We start from the raw sequence: 14,144 nt of genomic DNA, 5'->3' as shown, positions 1-14,144 counted from the left end.
CTTCCCGCTTTCCCGCTTTACTGTAGGAGCGAGCATGCTCGCGATGGTGGTCAACGATAACGCGGGCTGCCTGACACCCAGCGGCGTCCTGTAGTCCATCGCGAGCGTGCTCGCTCCTACAGGGTCCGGGTTATGGTTTGGAGGCCAAGGCCTTCTCCACAGCCGCAATGAACTCCGGATCATCCGGCTTGGTGAGGCTGGAGAAATTGGCAATCACCTTGCCCTGCCGATCCACCACGTACTTGTAGAAATTCCACTTCGGCGCACTGCTCTGCTCGGCCAGCACCTTGAACAGATGCGTCGCGTCATCGCCGCGGACTTTCTGCGGATCGGTCATGGTGAAGGTCACGCCGTAGTTCACGTAGCAAACCTTGGCCGTCTCGGCACCGTCCTTGGACTCCTGCTTGAAGTCGTTGGACGGCACACCGATCACTTCCAGCCCCTCCCCTTTGAAACGCTGATTCAACGCCTCGAGGCTTTTGAATTGCGGCGCAAAACCACAGAAGCTGGCGGTGTTGACCACCACCAGCGGCTTGCCGGCGAAACTCTGGCACAAGTCGATGGATTCATTGGCGCGCAGTTTGGGCAACGAGCCCTGCAACAACGCCGGACACTCTGCCGCCTGAGCCAATCCGGTAAACGCCACGAGTAACGCGGGAACAGCCAACCAGCGCATCTGCATATCGGTGCTTCCTTGTAAGGAATCGTCAGGGACGACGTTACTCGCCCTCACGCTTCACTAGCAAATACTCATGCCCAACTGCATCAGCGCCAGCCCGCCCTGATGCCAGCCCCACCACGCCAGGGCCAACAGCAAGGCACAGATCGCCAGGACGGTGATGCGTGGCCAGAGTCGGTTCATGTCGCGCTCATCTGCGATTGCAGGCGCGCCACCGGACGCTCGCGCACCGGCCAGTTCAGGGCGGCGGCCATCAGGCTCAAGAGAATCGCTACCTGCCAGATCAAGTCATAACTACCTGTGCGGTCGTACACCACCCCGCCCAACCAGCCGCCGAGGAACGAGCCGAGCTGATGGAACAGGAACACGATGCCTCCGAGCATGGACAGATTTCGTACACCGAACAAGGTCGCGACGGTGCCATTAGTCAGGGGCACCGTCGACAGCCACAGGAAACCCATGGCCATGCCGAACAGGTAGGCGCTGGTCGTCGTCACCGGTGCCCACAGGAACAGGGCGATCACCACCGCCCGCAGCAGATACAGGCCGGTGAGCAATTTGGGCTTGGACATGCGCCCGCCCAGCCAGCCGGCGGTGTAGGTGCCGAAAATGTTGAACAGTCCGATCAGGGCCAGCACCGTGGTGCCGACGCTGGCCGGCAGATGCTGATCCACCAGGTACGACGGCAGGTGCACGCCGATGAACACTACCTGGAAACCACAGACGAAAAAGCCGAACGCCAGTAGCCAGAACCCCGAGTGGGAGCAGGCTTCGCGCAGGGCTTCGGACAACGTTTGCTCATGCCCCATCGCCGGCAGCGGCTTGTCCTTGAGCATGCTCACCAGCGGCACGATCAGCGCCACCAAAAGGCCCAGCGCCAGCAGCGCGGCGGACCAGCCGAGCCAGCCGATCAAGCCCAGCGTGCCCGGCAACATGGCGAACTGGCCGAAGGAACCTGCGGCACTGGCGATGCCCATGCCCATGCTGCGTTTCTCCGGCGGCACGGCGCGCCCCACTACGCCGAGGATCACCGAGAACGAGGTGCCCGACAGGCCGATACCAATCAACAGGCCGGCACTCAGGGACAGGGTCACCGCCGAATCGGACATGCCCATGAAAATCAGGCCCAGGGCGTACAGCACGCCACCGATGAGCACCACTTTCGCCGCGCCGAAACGGTCGGCCAGTGCGCCGGTGAAGGGTTGCGCCAGGCCCCAGATCAGGTTTTGCAGGGCGATGGCAAAGGCGAAGACCTCACGGCCCCAGCCGAACTCGGCACTCATCGGCGCCAGGAACAGGCCAAAACCATGTCTTACCCCCAGGGACAGCGCCAGGATCAGCGCGCTCCCCAGCAAGACCCAACCGCATGTACGCCACATCGATGTCATTGTTGTTCTCCGATCGCGGGTATATACCCGCTTGATATCGAACGAACCGGCCTCATGCCAGTTCGTCCAGCAACTTCAGTAACAGCTCGCGCTTTTCCGCGCCCAGGCGCTCCGCCAGTCGCTGTTGTGCCGCTTCCCAGGCTGGCAGAGCGGCCTTGAGGCGTTCGGCCCCGGCGTCGGTCAGCTGGACGATGCGGTTGCGCATGTCCTCGCCTTCCACCATTTGCACTAATCCTTCGCCCTCCAGCACCCGCAGATTGCGCCCCAGAGTGCTGCGATCCAGGCCCATGGCCTCGGCCAGGGTGGAAATGCTCGGCTGATCCAGGCGCTGCAGATTGCACAGCAAAGAATACTGCGCGACGTTGATCCCGAAGCCATCGAGAGCGCCGTCGTAGTGCCTGCTGACGCCACGGGCGGCGCGACGCAGGTTGATGCATAAACATTGGGATTCGAGCATGGTGCGTGTATATACCCGTGATTGGAGGATTGCAAATTTATGTTACACGCAAACCCTGTAATCGGACGATTCGAAACGTGCGGAGTGTCAGGGGCCCAGCGTTATCGTTGACCACCATCGCGAGCGTGCTCGCTCCTACAGGGTCAGGGCAATGCCCAGAAGGACTGCGACTTCAAGCAATTCCAGAAGCGCACCCGCCGTGTCGCCGGTGGTGCCGCCCAATCGCCGAATCATCAGTTGCCTGAGCCAGACGAACACCAGCACCGCCAACACCACCGCCACCGCACCAGCAAGCCCCGCAATCAGCACGCAAACCAGCGCACTCACCGCCAGCACCTGCTTGCCCGCCAGACGCGGCAGATGGTCGGCCAGCGCCTGCCCCAATCCACCGGGACGCACATAGGGCGTCGTCAGAAACAACCCCAGCAACGCACTGCGCCCCAACAGCGGAACGATGATCAGGCCCACGGCGTTGTGCTGCTCGATCAACGCCAGCAATGCGCAGAATTTGAGCAACAACACCAACGCCAGCGTGACCACCGCGATCGGCCCGCTGCGTGGGTCTTTCATGATGGTCAGCGTGCGTTCGCGGTCACCGAAGCCGCCGAGCCAGGCGTCGGCGCTGTCGGCCAGGCCATCCAGGTGCAGCGCGCCGCTGAGCAGTACCCAAACCGTCAGCAATAACGCGGCATGCAAGAACAGTGGCGCTCCCAGCAACAGCCAGTTGAGCGCCCAGAGAATCACGCCGAACAGCAGCCCAACCAGCGGATAGAACAGCAACGAACGCCCCAGCTCCTGCGGCGCCGGCATGCCCGGCAGACGAATCGGCAGGCTGCTGAGAAACTGCAAGGCGATCCAGAACGGCAACATGGTCAGAGCACTTCCCTGAGCGAGCCATCGGCCTCGACCGCCAGCGAAACCAGCGCGCCGTGTCCCACTTCGACATTGAGCAACTGTTCACGGGGCAGTCCCCGCGCCTGCGCCAGCAACAAGCGCATGACGCCGCCATGGCTGATCAGCAGCACGCGCTGACCGACATACGCCGCCTGAACCCGCGACACGGCGGCCAGCACTCGCGCGGCAAAATCAGCCACCGGCTCGCCCTCGGGCGGGGTAAACGAATAGGGATCGGCCCAGAACAGGCCCAGGGCCTCGGCATCGGTCTCCATCAGTGCCGCGGCGCTCTGCCCTTCCCACGCGCCGAAGTGCAGCTCTTGCAGGTTCCGGTCGAACTCCAGCGGCAAATCCAGTTGCCCGGCGAGTTCTTCAGCGAACCGCGCACAACGCTGCAACGGCGAGCTGACCAGGCGATCCCACGGACCGCGCTCCGTCACCGCCGCGCGCATCTGCTGCCAACCCTTTTCGGTCAAGGCATCATCGAGGCTGCCGCGCAGGCCGCCGCCGAGTTCGGTCTCACCGTGACGCAGCAGATCCAGGCGCAAGGTCATGCCGGACGGTCCGCGACCGCAGCTTCGGCGAACGTCGCCATCTGCCCGTGCAGGTCGCACGCCAGACGCAGCAACGGCACCGCCAGCGCTGCTCCGCTACCTTCGCCCAGGCGCAGGCCGAGATCCAGCAGCGGCTCGGCGTTCAGGGTTTCCAGAACATGTTGATGCCCCGGCTCGGCGCCACGGTGACCGAACAACAGCCACGGGCGGCACTGCGGATTCAGGCGCACCGCAACCAATGCCGCGACGCTGCAGATGAAACCGTCCACCAGCACGGCGATGCCTTCCTGGGCACAGGCCAGATAGGCGCCCACCAAGGCCGCGATCTCGAAACCGCCCAGGTTGAACAGGGTTAGCAGGGCATCGCCACGCTGAGCACCATGCAAGGCCAGCGCACGCTCGATCACCTGCGCCTTGTGGCTCACGCCCGCCGCATTCAAGCCGGTGCCCGGCCCGGTCAGGTGCACCACCGGGCACTCCAGCAAGGCACAGGCCAGGGCGCTGGCGGCGGTGGTGTTGCCGATGCCCATCTCGCCTCCGATGAACAATTGCGCGCCAGCGGCTTTCGCCCGCAGCGCGCTGTCACGTCCACCGGCCAGCGCCAGCTCACCCTGGGCGACGGTCATCGCCGGGCCCTGGACAAAATTCGCCGTGCCCGGCCCGACGTTCAAATGACGCACTCCCGGCAGGTTCAACGACGGCGTGACCGTGCCCAGGTCGACCACTTCCAGCGACGCATTCAACTGCCGCGCCAGTACGCTGATCGCCGCACCGCCGTTGACGAAGTTATGCAGCATCTGCCCGGTGACTTCCTGGGGAAACGCCGACACGCCCTCGGCCACTACGCCATGGTCGCCGGCAAAGATGGCAATCCAGACCTGCTCCAGCGTTGGCTTGATCTGTCCCTGCAAACCGGCCAACTGCACCGCCACCGACTCCAGCTGACCGAGGGAACCGGCCGGTTTGGTCAGTTGCTGTTGCCGGGCCTGCGCCTGTTCCAACGCCTGGGCGTCGATCGGTTGGCACGGGTGCAGCCACCAGGATTGAGTCATAACGCAGTTCCTTTCAGAGTCAGGGGCAGGCCGGCAACGGTCAGGACGACTCGCTGACAGCGCTCGGCGAGGGCTTGATGCAGCCAACCGGCTTCATCGACATAGCGGCGAGTCAGTTCGCCCAGCGGCACGACACCCATTCCGGTCTCGTTGCTGACAAAAATGATTTCGCCCGGCAGCGAAGCCAGGCATTCGAGCAGCGCGTCGCGCTCGGCGCTGAGGCGCTCATTGTCATCGAGCATCAGCAGGTTGGTCATCCACAGGGTCAGGCAATCGACCAGCAGGCAGTGATCGGCGCGGGCGTTATCCCGCAGAACGCGGGCCAGTTGCACCGGTTCTTCGATCAAGCCCCACTCGGCCGGACGCCGGGCGCGGTGATGGGCGACCCGTTCGTTCATCTCACCGTCCAGGGGTTGGCTGGTGGCGATGTAGGTGACGGCCAGGCCGCTTTCGCTGGCGAGCTTTTCGGCCAGGCGACTCTTGCCGGAGCGGGCGCCGCCGAGGATCAGTTGGAGCATGGGGACATCCTGAAAAAGTTGTAGTGAGGCAACTGGCCTCTTCGCGGGCAAGCCCGCTCCCACAGGGGTTCCGGGTTGGTCAAGGAAATTGGGTACAGCTCAAAAACCTGTGGGAGCGGGCTTGCCCGCGATGAGGCCGGCACAGCCACCTCATATCCCACACAGCTCACGCAACAACCCGGTATCCAGATGCTGCTCCACCAGATCCGCCAACCGCTCGATATCCCGCTCGCGCAACCCGTGGTAATCCACCTCTTGCACATCCCGCAAACCGGCCCAGCGCAACAGCGCGCCACAGGCCGCGGGCGATTCGAACAGGCCATGCAGGTAAGTGCCGAAAATCTGCCCATCAAGGCTCTGCGCACCATCGCAACGCCCGTCATCGAGCTGCACCGCGGCGTGTTCCAGGGCAACGCCGGTGGTCACGCCGGCATGGATTTCATAGCCACTGACTTCAGCGTTCTCCAGGGCCAGACGCCCACGCACATTGCGCAACTGTTTCTCCTGCTCGAGCACCGTGTCAAAGGCCAGCAGCCCCAAACCGGCACTGGAACCCGGCGCGCCTTCGAGGCCCAGCGGGTCGTGCACCTGCTCACCAAGCATCTGCAGGCCACCGCAGATCCCCAGCACTTTGCCGCCGTAACGCAGGTGTCGGGAGATCGCAGCGTCCCAGCCGTTGGCCCGCAGATACGCAAGATCGCTGCGCACGCTTTTCGAGCCGGGAAGGATGATCAGATCAGCCGGAGGGATCGCCTGGCCAGGGCCGATGAATTGCAGGTCGACTTGCGGATGCAGGCGCAGTGGGTCGAAATCGGTGTGGTTGCTGATGCGCGGCAGCACCGGCACCACCACTTTCAGCACCTGCTCGGCCTTGTCGGTCTGGCGCTGGTCGATGCCGTCCTCGGCCTCCAGATGCAAGTCCATCACATAAGGCAGCACGCCGATCACCGGTTTGCCGGTGCGCTGTTCCAGCCAGTCCAGACCCGGCTGCAACAGGGCGATGTCGCCACGAAAACGGTTGATGATGAAGCCCTTGACCCGCGCCTGTTCGCTTGGTGAAAGCAGTTCCAGCGTCCCCACCAGATGCGCGAACACACCGCCCCGGTTGATGTCGGCGATCAGCACCACCGGGCAGTCCACCGCTTCGGCGAAGCCCATGTTGGCGATGTCACCGGCGCGCAGATTGATCTCGGCCGGCGAGCCCGCGCCTTCGACCATCACCAGCGGATAGGCCGCGCTCAACCGCGCATGGGAAGCCAGCACCGCCTGCATGGCGATGGCCTTGTAGTCGTGATAGGCCACGGCGTTCATGGTGGTGACCGCGCGACCATGGATGATCACCTGGGCGCCGGTGTCGCTGTTGGGTTTGAGCAGCACCGGGTTCATGTCGGTGTGCGGCTCCAGAAACGCGGCCTGGGCCTGCACCGCCTGGGCGCGACCGATCTCGCCGCCGTCCGCGGTCACCGCGCTGTTGAGCGCCATGTTCTGCGGCTTGAACGGCACCACGTTCACACCCTGACGCGTGGCCCAACGGCACAGCGCCGTCACCAGCGTGCTTTTGCCCGCATCGGAAGTGGTGCCTTGCACCATCAACGTCGTCATGAAGCGTCCTTGGCAAAGGCCTCGAAGGCAGCGCTCAGACGCGCCCAATCGGTGTCGTCGCCCGGCAGACCGAAACGCAGGCTGCCGGTTTGCGTAAACAGGCGCAGGAGAATGCCGCGCCGGGCCATGAACTCGTACAGTTCCTTGGCGCGATCGGTCACCACCCACTGGAACAAGGCGCAACCGCCCTGGGGTTTGAAGCCGTGCAGGTCGAGCAACGTCGCCAGCCGTTCACTGGCCTCTTCGGTACGCAGCCGTTGCCGCGCATGACCTTCCAGATCACGCAGGCAAGCCTGGCCCAGTACCCGGGTCGGACCGCTCACCGCCCACGGCCCGACCTGCTCGGCGAGCAGCCTGAGCAGCTTGCGCTCGGCCAGCACGAAGCCCAGGCGCACACCGGCCAGGCCGAAAAACTTGCCGAACGAGCGCAGCACGATCAACCCGACCTGATGGGCATATGGCGCCACGCTCAGTTGCGGTGTGTTGTCCATGAACGCCTCGTCCACCACCAGCCAGCCACCGCGCTGGGCCAGCCGCGAATGCCAGTCGAGCAAGCGGCTGGGGCTCAGGCTCAGGCCCGTGGGATTGTTCGGATTGACCACCACCAGCACATCGAGGCTGTCGACGAAGAAGTCGACTTCCTGCTCGACCACTTCGCGCACGATGTAGCCGTTGCGGCGCCAGGCTTCGGCATGTTCGGCGTAACAGGGTGAGAGCACGCCGACCTTGCCGGCCCGGCGCAGGCGAGGCAGCAACTGGATGGCCATTTGCGAGCCGGCCACCGGCAAGGCTTGCAGGGTGCCGTAGTAATCGCAGGCCGCCTGCTCCAAACCGTCGTCGGTTTCCGGCAGGCGCGCCCAGGCTCGCAACGGGATCTCGGGAACCGGAAACGGCCAGGGCGCCAGACCGCTGGACAGATCAAGCCAATCGGCTTCCTCGATGCCGTATTCGAGCGCCGCCTTGCGCAATCGTCCACCGTGTTCAAGCATAGAACTCAGCTCCCACGCAGAGAATCAGCAACCATAACCATACCCCGCGCTGGACCAATTGCCAGCCGCGGTCGATGGAGTCCGCGTCCGCCGGCGCGCCTTCGCCCAGTTGCGGACGTTCGTGCAGCTCGCCGTGATAAATCGCCGGCCCGCCCAGCTCCACACCCAGCGCACCGGCGCCAGCGGCCATCACCGGTCCCGCATTGGGGCTGTCCCAGGTCGGGCCCTGGGTACGCCAGCATTTCAGCGCCAGACGGGTCTTGCCCAGCAGCGCGTAGGTCAGCGCCACCAGACGCGCGGGAATGTAGTTGAGGACGTCGTCGATCTTCGCCGCCGCCCAACCGAAACGCTCGAAGCGCTCGTTGCGATAGCCCCACATCGCATCCAGCGTATTGCTCAAACGATAGAGCACCACCCCCGGCGCGCCGGCCACGGCAAACCAGAACAGGGCGGCGAACACCGCGTCACTGCCGTTCTCCAGCACCGACTCGGTGGCGGCACGGGCGACGGCGGTTTCATCCAGCTCGCTGGTTTTACGGCTGACCAGGTAACTGACGCGCTTGCGTGCTTCTTCAAGATCACCGCCGCGCAAGGCCTTGGCCACGGGCTCAACGTGCTCGCCGAGGCTGCGCATGCCCAGGGCACAATACAGCGCGAGAATCTCCACGATCCAGCCGACATAGGGCGCCCACGAAAACGCGGTGGCCAGCAAGGTCAGTGGCAATACCGCGATTACCCACGCCGTAACGCCGTGGCTGCGCCAGCCGCGACCGCCCGCGTTGAAACGTTGCTCGATGCGCTCGGCAAAACGGCCGAACGCCACCAGCGGATGCCAGCGTTTGGGCTCGCCCAGCAGCGCATCCAGCGCTACGGCGGCGGCACTCAACAACGCCACACTCATGCACGCACTCCCCAATAATTTTCAAACAGCATTTCGTTCAGCGGGCGCTCTTGCGCCCAGCCTTCGAGCACCAGCATCGGCGCCGGATAGAATTCCTCGACCGGGCCCAGGCACAAAATCGCCAATGGTTTGGCACCGGCGGGCAGGCCGAGCAAATCGGCCAGGGCTTGCGGTTCGAACAGCGACACCCAGCCCATCCCCAGCCCTTCGGCACGGGACGCCAGCCACAGGTTCTGGATCGCGCAGGACAAGGAAGCCATGTCCATTTCCGGCAAGGTGCGCCGACCGAAGATGTGCCGCTCGCGATCATCCATCAGAGCGGCCACCAGCAGTTCCGCGCAATCGTTGATGCCTTCGACTTTCAGTTGCATGAATTGGTCACTGCGCTCGCCGAGGGCTTCGGCGGTGCGGATGCGTTCTTCTTCCACCAGATCGCGGATCCTGCCCCGCAGGTCGCGGTCACTGATGCGAATGAAACGCCAGGGCTGCATCAGGCCGACGCTCGGCGCCTGATGAGCGGCTTCCAGCAGACGCCGCAGCAGTTCGGGCTCGACCGTGCCGCCGCTGAAGTGGCGCATGTCGCGGCGTTCGGCGATGGCTCGGTAGACGGCTGCGCGTTCGGCTTCGGAGAAGGTGGCGTCGCTCATGTCCTCTTCGCGAGCAAGCCCGCTCCCACATTTGTTCGTATTTCTTCAGGCAGAACACTATCTACTGTGGGAGCGGGCTTGCTCGCGAAGGCGTCCTCACAGGACGGCGCCAACAACGCGGCCACCGCCGACGGATTGGACGGAAAATAAAAATGCACATACGAGGCCGTCATCCGCCCCTCGCGATATACCGCCTCCGCCCCGCGCCCGCCATTGGGGCTCAGGCCCCGGGCTATCGGGGTCAGGTCGGTGGTGGTCAGCGAATGGTGATAGGTGTGCCCGCGCAGCGATCCTTCCGGCAGCTCAACCGCCTGCAAGGCCAGCGCGGCAAGACGCTTTTGCATCACCGCGTCGCCCGCCAGCAAGCCCACCAGTTCAGCGCGAGTGCCTTCGACATCCGTCAGCGAATCGAGCAGATAGAGCATGCCGCCACACTCGGCCAGCAACGGTTTGCCCGCCTCATGGTGCGCGCGGATGGCGTTGAGCATCGAGGTGTTTTGCGACAGCGCCACGTGGTGCAGCTCCGGATAACCACCCGGCAGATACAGGCTATCGGCCTCGGGCAATTGCGCGTCGCGGATCGGCGAGAAAAACCGCAGTTCGGCACCCATCGCCCGCAGCAAATCGAGACTGGCGCCATAGGTAAAGGCGAAGGCTTCGTCGCGGGCCACGGCAATGCGCACGCCGGCCAGCAACGGCTCGGCAGCGATGACATCCGGCGCGGCAAACTCCACCGCCGGCGGCAGCGCGACTTCGCAACTGCTGGCCAAAGCATCGGCGGCGGCATCCAGGCGAACATCGAGATCGTTCAATTCGCTGGCCTGCACCAGCCCCAGATGCCGGCTCGGCAGTTCGATTCCGGTTTCCCGGGACAAGGCGCCGTACCAACGCAGACCCTCGGTCAGGCTGCCTTCCAGCAACTGCGCGTGACGCAAGGTGCCGACGCGGTTGGCCAGCACTCCGGCAAACGGCAGGTCCGGCTGATAACGCGCCAAGCCCAGGGCCAGCGCGCCAAAGGTCTGGGCCATGGCGGTGCCGTCGATCACGCCGAGGACCGGCACGCCAAAATGCCGTGCAAGATCAGCGCTGGATGGCGTGCCGTCAAACAGACCCATCACCCCTTCGATCAAAATCAAATCGGCTTCGCCGGCGGCTTCCCACAACAGGCGCCGGCTTTCCTGCTCACCGACCATCCACATGTCCAGCTGATAAACCGGCGCACCGCTGGCGCGCTCGAGAATCATCGGGTCGAGAAAGTCCGGGCCGCATTTGAATACACGAACCTTGCGCCCCTGATTGCGGTGCAAACGGGCCAGCGCGGCGGTGACGGTGGTCTTGCCCTGACCGGAAGCCGGCGCGGCGATGAGCACCGCCGGGCAATGACGAGGTGAATTCACAGTTCGACGCCTTTCTGCGCTTTGATCCCGGCCTGGAAGGCGTGCTTGATCATGCCCATCTCGGTGACGGTGTCGGCCAGTTCGATCATTTCCGGCTTGGCGCCGCGACCGGTCACTACCACATGCTGCATGGGCGGGCGGGCCTGCAAATCGCTGAGGACTTGATCAAGATCCAGATAGCCGTGCTTGAGGGCGATGTTCAGTTCGTCCAGCACCACCAGGCCGATGGACGGATCGCGCAGCAGTTCCTGGGACACCGCCCAGGCCGCTTCGGCGGCGGCGATGTCACGCTGGCGGTCCTGGGTTTCCCAGGTGAAGCCCTCGCCCATCACGTGGAAGCGCACTTGCTCGGGAAAACGACGGAAGAACAATTCTTCGCCGGTGCTGTTGCGGCCCTTGATGAACTGCACCACGCCGCACTGCATGCCATGACCCATGGAGCGCGCGAGCATGCCGAATGCCGAGCTGCTCTTGCCCTTGCCGTTGCCGGTCAGCACCAGCAGCAGGCCGCATTCGTTGGGGGAGTTGGCGATACGTTCGTCGATCACGGCTTTTTTGCGCAGCATGCGCGCCAGATGACGTTCGTCACGATCAGAAGATTCGGTCATGGGGGAGCTCTCCGTTGAGGCAGGAATAACGGCGGGCAGGCAAAAGAATAGATAGCGGGAAGCCTGGCATCGCCCACCGTGATGCCATCTGGATGGATCAGGCCGGTCTCCGGGCTCATGAGCGGCTCGCAGCCCGGCTGCGCGCCTTCCCGTGTCGTCGACACAGTGGCTCAAGGCGCAGCTTTCACTCATTTACCGTTGCGGGGGCAGCGCCGGGATCGCGGACCTCGATGCATCGCATCGGCCACTCACCGGCTTCCCTGTTTCACTCTGTCGGCCATGACCACAGAGCACCTGAAACAAGCGGCGAAGGTTAGAGGGTTGGGGGTGGAGCGTCAATTAAAGCCGGGGGCCTGATTCCGGAATATCGACTGCTGCTCAATATTCTGACGCCAATCTTGTGCCACACTGTCAGCAGTGATATCAAAGAGCCATAACTCACGGCAATTCACACCAAAATAAAAAGGTGAGCCCCATGCAAGGCATGATCATCAGCAATCCGAAGCTGGAATTCCTGCGCCCGGTGCTGGAACGCTGGTTTGACTGTATCGATCGCTACAACGCCATCCGTGGCGACAGTGAAACGCCCTACTGGCTCGATGAAAAAGCCAATCTCGGTTTGCTCAGCGCGGCTGCGTGGATGGCCGAGATCATCACCCTGGAACAATCGCCCACCCGCAAGCAGATCGAAGACGGCGAGCGCAACGGTCGCGCGGACCTGTTCATCGCCACGCCCGAAGCCCGCGCGTGGCTGCAGGCGACGCAACGCTGGCCGCGGGTCAACAACCTGAACCTGAGCCAACCGCTGCACGACATCACCACCAGTGCGAAACGGATCAGCTACGCCAGCGACCTGAAACTCGGCTGCCTGTTCGTCGCGCCACAGAAAACCCAGCACAGCGCCAGCCCCGAAGAATTGCAGGACATGGTCGACGACCTGCAAAAGGAACACACCTGCGCCGTGGCCTGGTATTTCCCCTACGCCTATCGCAAGTTGCACAACGAAGCGGGCCACTATCACCCCGGCATCGCCATGCTGCTCAAGGAAGCGCACGGCTGACCGGTTGAACCATCGCGCAACGAAGCTTCTCTACTGAACAGGTCACTGCATTCATAGGGAAGGTCAGCATGCGCAAGCCCCAGCTCGTTCTCGTCCTCGGTTTCGCCTGCGGGCTCGTCGCCTGCGGTGAAACCTCCAGCCTGCAAGTCTCGGATGGCACCGGCCCCGCGCCGAAGCTGCCGGAACCGAACAAGACCCTGTTTCCGACCATGAACATCGCCCCGGCCATCGGTTGGCCGGACGGCTCAAAACCGGTGGCTGCCAGCGGCACCCAGGTCGCCGCCTTCGCCGACGGCCTCGATCATCCGCGCTGGCTTTATGTACTCCCCAACGGCGACATACTGGTGGCCGAAACCAACGCTCCGCCCAAGCCCGATGACAACAAGGGCATCAAGGGCTGGATCACCAAGAAAGTCATGGGCCGCGCCGGTGCCGGAACGCCAAGCCCGAACCGTATCACCCTGCTGCGCGACAGCGACCACGACGGCATCGCCGAAACCCGGACGGTGTTCCTGGAAAATCTCAATTCACCTTTCGGCATGACCCTGGTGGGCAACGACCTGTACGTCGCCGACACCGATCGCCTGCTGCGCTTTCACTATGAAAACGGCGCCACCGAGATCAAGTCCCCGCCCATCAAGGTGGTGGATCTGCCGGGTGGTACGCTGAATCACCACTGGACGAAAAACGTCATCGCCAGCAAGGACGGCAGCAAGCTCTACGTTACTGTGGGCTCCAACAGCAACGTCGGCGAGAACGGTCTGGACAAGGAAGAAGGCCGCGCGGCGATCTGGGAAGTGGATCGCGCCACCGGCAACCACCGCATCTTCGCCTCGGGGATTCGCAACCCAAACGGCCTGGCCTGGGAACCGTCGACCGGCGCGCTGTGGACCGCGGTCAATGAACGGGATGAAATCGGCAGCGACCTGGTGCCCGACTACATCACCTCGGTGAAGGACGGCGGGTTTTATGGCTGGCCGTTCAGCTATTACGGCCAGCATGTCGACGTGCGGGTCGAACCACAGAATCCGCAACTGGTGGCCAAAGCCATCGCCCCCGACTACGCGGTCGGCCCGCATACTGCATCGCTGGGCCTGACCTTCGCCGAAAACAATCGCCTGCCGGCGCAATTCAAGGAAGGCGCTTTCATCGGCCAGCACGGCTCCTGGAACCGCAAGCCGCACAGTGGCTACAAAGTGATCTTCGTGCCGTTCAGTGCCGGTAAACCGGTGGGGCAACCGGTTGATGTGTTGACGGGCTTCCTCAATGACAAGGAGGAGGCAATGGGTCGGCCAGTAGGCGTAGTGATCGACCAGCAGGGAGACCTGCTGGTGGCCGATGATGTGGGGAACAAGGTGTGGCGTGTTTCGGCGGTTAAATAAACCTCAGCCATGTATA

16 protein-coding genes and 1 riboswitch are annotated in these 14,144 nt (G+C 63.7%); of the genes, 2 read left to right on the top strand and 14 right to left on the bottom strand.

What is annotated here, in order from left to right; all coding sequences use genetic code 11:
* Window positions 1–130: 130 nt before the first annotated feature.
* The 14 genes from K9857_RS18890 to cobO all read right to left on the bottom strand — a co-directional run bounded on the left by K9857_RS18890 (window position 131) and on the right by cobO (window position 11,686).
* Window positions 131–682: a glutathione peroxidase gene (locus tag K9857_RS18890; RefSeq protein WP_224538209.1), complete on the bottom strand. Its 552-nt coding sequence runs from the start codon at window positions 680–682 to the stop codon at window positions 131–133.
* Between the two features lie 57 nt (window positions 683–739).
* Window positions 740–862, bottom strand: a complete 123-nt coding sequence (locus tag K9857_RS30295; RefSeq protein WP_263487927.1) for a hypothetical protein — start codon at window positions 860–862, stop codon at window positions 740–742.
* Window positions 859–2,067: an MFS transporter gene (locus K9857_RS18885; RefSeq protein ID WP_224538208.1), complete on the bottom strand. Its 1,209-nt coding sequence runs from the start codon at window positions 2,065–2,067 to the stop codon at window positions 859–861. The genes K9857_RS30295 and K9857_RS18885 overlap by 4 nt, the downstream gene beginning before the upstream one ends.
* A gap of 52 nt (window positions 2,068–2,119) precedes the next feature.
* Window positions 2,120–2,524, bottom strand: coding sequence for a MarR family winged helix-turn-helix transcriptional regulator (locus tag K9857_RS18880; RefSeq protein ID WP_224538207.1), 405 nt, complete (start codon window positions 2,522–2,524; stop codon window positions 2,120–2,122).
* A 135-nt stretch (window positions 2,525–2,659) separates the two neighbouring features.
* Complete coding sequence (locus K9857_RS18875) at window positions 2,660–3,394, bottom strand: adenosylcobinamide-GDP ribazoletransferase (RefSeq protein WP_224538206.1); 735 nt, start codon at window positions 3,392–3,394, stop codon at window positions 2,660–2,662.
* A 2-nt stretch (window positions 3,395–3,396) separates the two neighbouring features.
* Entirely contained in the window at window positions 3,397–3,972 is a 576-nt protein-coding gene (gene cobC / locus K9857_RS18870; RefSeq protein WP_224538204.1) for an alpha-ribazole phosphatase family protein, read from the bottom strand.
* Entirely contained in the window at window positions 3,969–5,024 is a 1,056-nt protein-coding gene (gene cobT, locus K9857_RS18865) for a nicotinate-nucleotide--dimethylbenzimidazole phosphoribosyltransferase (RefSeq protein WP_224538202.1), read from the bottom strand. The genes cobC and cobT overlap by 4 nt, the downstream gene beginning before the upstream one ends.
* Complete coding sequence (gene cobU, locus K9857_RS18860) at window positions 5,021–5,542, bottom strand: bifunctional adenosylcobinamide kinase/adenosylcobinamide-phosphate guanylyltransferase (protein ID WP_224538199.1); 522 nt, start codon at window positions 5,540–5,542, stop codon at window positions 5,021–5,023. Before cobU ends, cobT begins: the two co-directional genes overlap by 4 nt.
* Window positions 5,543–5,692: 150 nt before the next feature.
* Window positions 5,693–7,144, bottom strand: a complete 1,452-nt coding sequence (locus K9857_RS18855) for a cobyric acid synthase (RefSeq protein ID WP_224538197.1) — start codon at window positions 7,142–7,144, stop codon at window positions 5,693–5,695.
* Window positions 7,141–8,133, bottom strand: a complete 993-nt coding sequence (cobD, locus tag K9857_RS18850) for a threonine-phosphate decarboxylase CobD (RefSeq protein ID WP_224538195.1) — start codon at window positions 8,131–8,133, stop codon at window positions 7,141–7,143. Before cobD ends, K9857_RS18855 begins: the two co-directional genes overlap by 4 nt.
* Window positions 8,126–9,034: an adenosylcobinamide-phosphate synthase CbiB gene (gene cbiB, locus K9857_RS18845; protein WP_224538194.1), complete on the bottom strand. Its 909-nt coding sequence runs from the start codon at window positions 9,032–9,034 to the stop codon at window positions 8,126–8,128. Before cbiB ends, cobD begins: the two co-directional genes overlap by 8 nt.
* Window positions 9,031–9,681, bottom strand: a complete 651-nt coding sequence (gene bluB, locus K9857_RS18840; protein WP_224538192.1) for a 5,6-dimethylbenzimidazole synthase — start codon at window positions 9,679–9,681, stop codon at window positions 9,031–9,033. The genes cbiB and bluB overlap by 4 nt, the downstream gene beginning before the upstream one ends.
* On the bottom strand, window positions 9,678–11,078 hold the full coding sequence (locus K9857_RS18835) for a cobyrinate a,c-diamide synthase (protein ID WP_224538190.1): 1,401 nt from the start codon (window positions 11,076–11,078) through the stop codon (window positions 9,678–9,680). Before K9857_RS18835 ends, bluB begins: the two co-directional genes overlap by 4 nt.
* The gene (gene cobO / locus K9857_RS18830; RefSeq protein ID WP_224538188.1) at window positions 11,075–11,686 is read right to left on the bottom strand and encodes a cob(I)yrinic acid a,c-diamide adenosyltransferase; all 612 of its coding nucleotides are present in this window, start codon (window positions 11,684–11,686) and stop codon (window positions 11,075–11,077) included. Before cobO ends, K9857_RS18835 begins: the two co-directional genes overlap by 4 nt.
* Window positions 11,687–11,768: 82 nt before the next feature.
* A riboswitch (cobalamin riboswitch) is annotated at window positions 11,769–11,999 on the bottom strand.
* Window positions 12,000–12,161: 162 nt separating this feature from the next.
* On the opposite strand from cobO, the gene K9857_RS18825 reads away from it, so the two are divergent.
* Both K9857_RS18825 and K9857_RS18820 read left to right on the top strand, forming a co-directional pair.
* Window positions 12,162–12,746 carry a hypothetical protein gene (locus K9857_RS18825; RefSeq protein ID WP_224538186.1) on the top strand — a complete coding sequence of 195 codons (585 nt, stop codon included), beginning with the start codon at window positions 12,162–12,164 and terminating at the stop codon, window positions 12,744–12,746.
* Between the two features lie 68 nt (window positions 12,747–12,814).
* A complete protein-coding gene (locus tag K9857_RS18820) occupies window positions 12,815–14,128 on the top strand; it encodes a PQQ-dependent sugar dehydrogenase (protein WP_224538185.1) in 1,314 nt (437 codons plus the stop codon).
* Window positions 14,129–14,144 lie beyond the last annotated feature (16 nt).

Origin of the sequence: Pseudomonas sp. REP124 (assembly GCF_020164475.1) — a bacterium.
Classification (GTDB): domain Bacteria; phylum Pseudomonadota; class Gammaproteobacteria; order Pseudomonadales; family Pseudomonadaceae; genus Aquipseudomonas.
Note: the sequence above shows the minus strand (reverse complement) of the source record. Positions and strands in the feature narration are given on the sequence as shown.

Bases quoted from the DNA above. Each gene is read 5' to 3' on its own strand.
- K9857_RS18890 (WP_224538209.1), bottom strand. From the start codon at position 682: ATGCAGATGCGCTGGTTGGCTGTTCCCGCGTTACTCGTGGCGTTTACC.
- K9857_RS30295 (WP_263487927.1), bottom strand. From the start codon at position 862: ATGAACCGACTCTGGCCACGCATCACCGTCCTGGCGATCTGTGCCTTG.
- K9857_RS18885 (WP_224538208.1), bottom strand. From the start codon at position 2,067: ATGACATCGATGTGGCGTACATGCGGTTGGGTCTTGCTGGGGAGCGCG.
- K9857_RS18880 (WP_224538207.1), bottom strand. From the start codon at position 2,524: ATGCTCGAATCCCAATGTTTATGCATCAACCTGCGTCGCGCCGCCCGT.
- K9857_RS18875 (WP_224538206.1), bottom strand. From the start codon at position 3,394: ATGTTGCCGTTCTGGATCGCCTTGCAGTTTCTCAGCAGCCTGCCGATT.
- cobC (WP_224538204.1), bottom strand. From the start codon at position 3,972: ATGACCTTGCGCCTGGATCTGCTGCGTCACGGTGAGACCGAACTCGGC.
- cobT (WP_224538202.1), bottom strand. From the start codon at position 5,024: ATGACTCAATCCTGGTGGCTGCACCCGTGCCAACCGATCGACGCCCAG.
- cobU (WP_224538199.1), bottom strand. From the start codon at position 5,542: ATGCTCCAACTGATCCTCGGCGGCGCCCGCTCCGGCAAGAGTCGCCTG.
- K9857_RS18855 (WP_224538197.1), bottom strand. From the start codon at position 7,144: ATGACGACGTTGATGGTGCAAGGCACCACTTCCGATGCGGGCAAAAGC.
- cobD (WP_224538195.1), bottom strand. From the start codon at position 8,133: ATGCTTGAACACGGTGGACGATTGCGCAAGGCGGCGCTCGAATACGGC.
- cbiB (WP_224538194.1), bottom strand. From the start codon at position 9,034: ATGAGTGTGGCGTTGTTGAGTGCCGCCGCCGTAGCGCTGGATGCGCTG.
- bluB (WP_224538192.1), bottom strand. From the start codon at position 9,681: ATGAGCGACGCCACCTTCTCCGAAGCCGAACGCGCAGCCGTCTACCGA.
- cobO (WP_224538188.1), bottom strand. From the start codon at position 11,686: ATGACCGAATCTTCTGATCGTGACGAACGTCATCTGGCGCGCATGCTG.
- K9857_RS18825 (WP_224538186.1), top strand. From the start codon at position 12,162: ATGCAAGGCATGATCATCAGCAATCCGAAGCTGGAATTCCTGCGCCCG.
- K9857_RS18820 (WP_224538185.1), top strand. From the start codon at position 12,815: ATGCGCAAGCCCCAGCTCGTTCTCGTCCTCGGTTTCGCCTGCGGGCTC.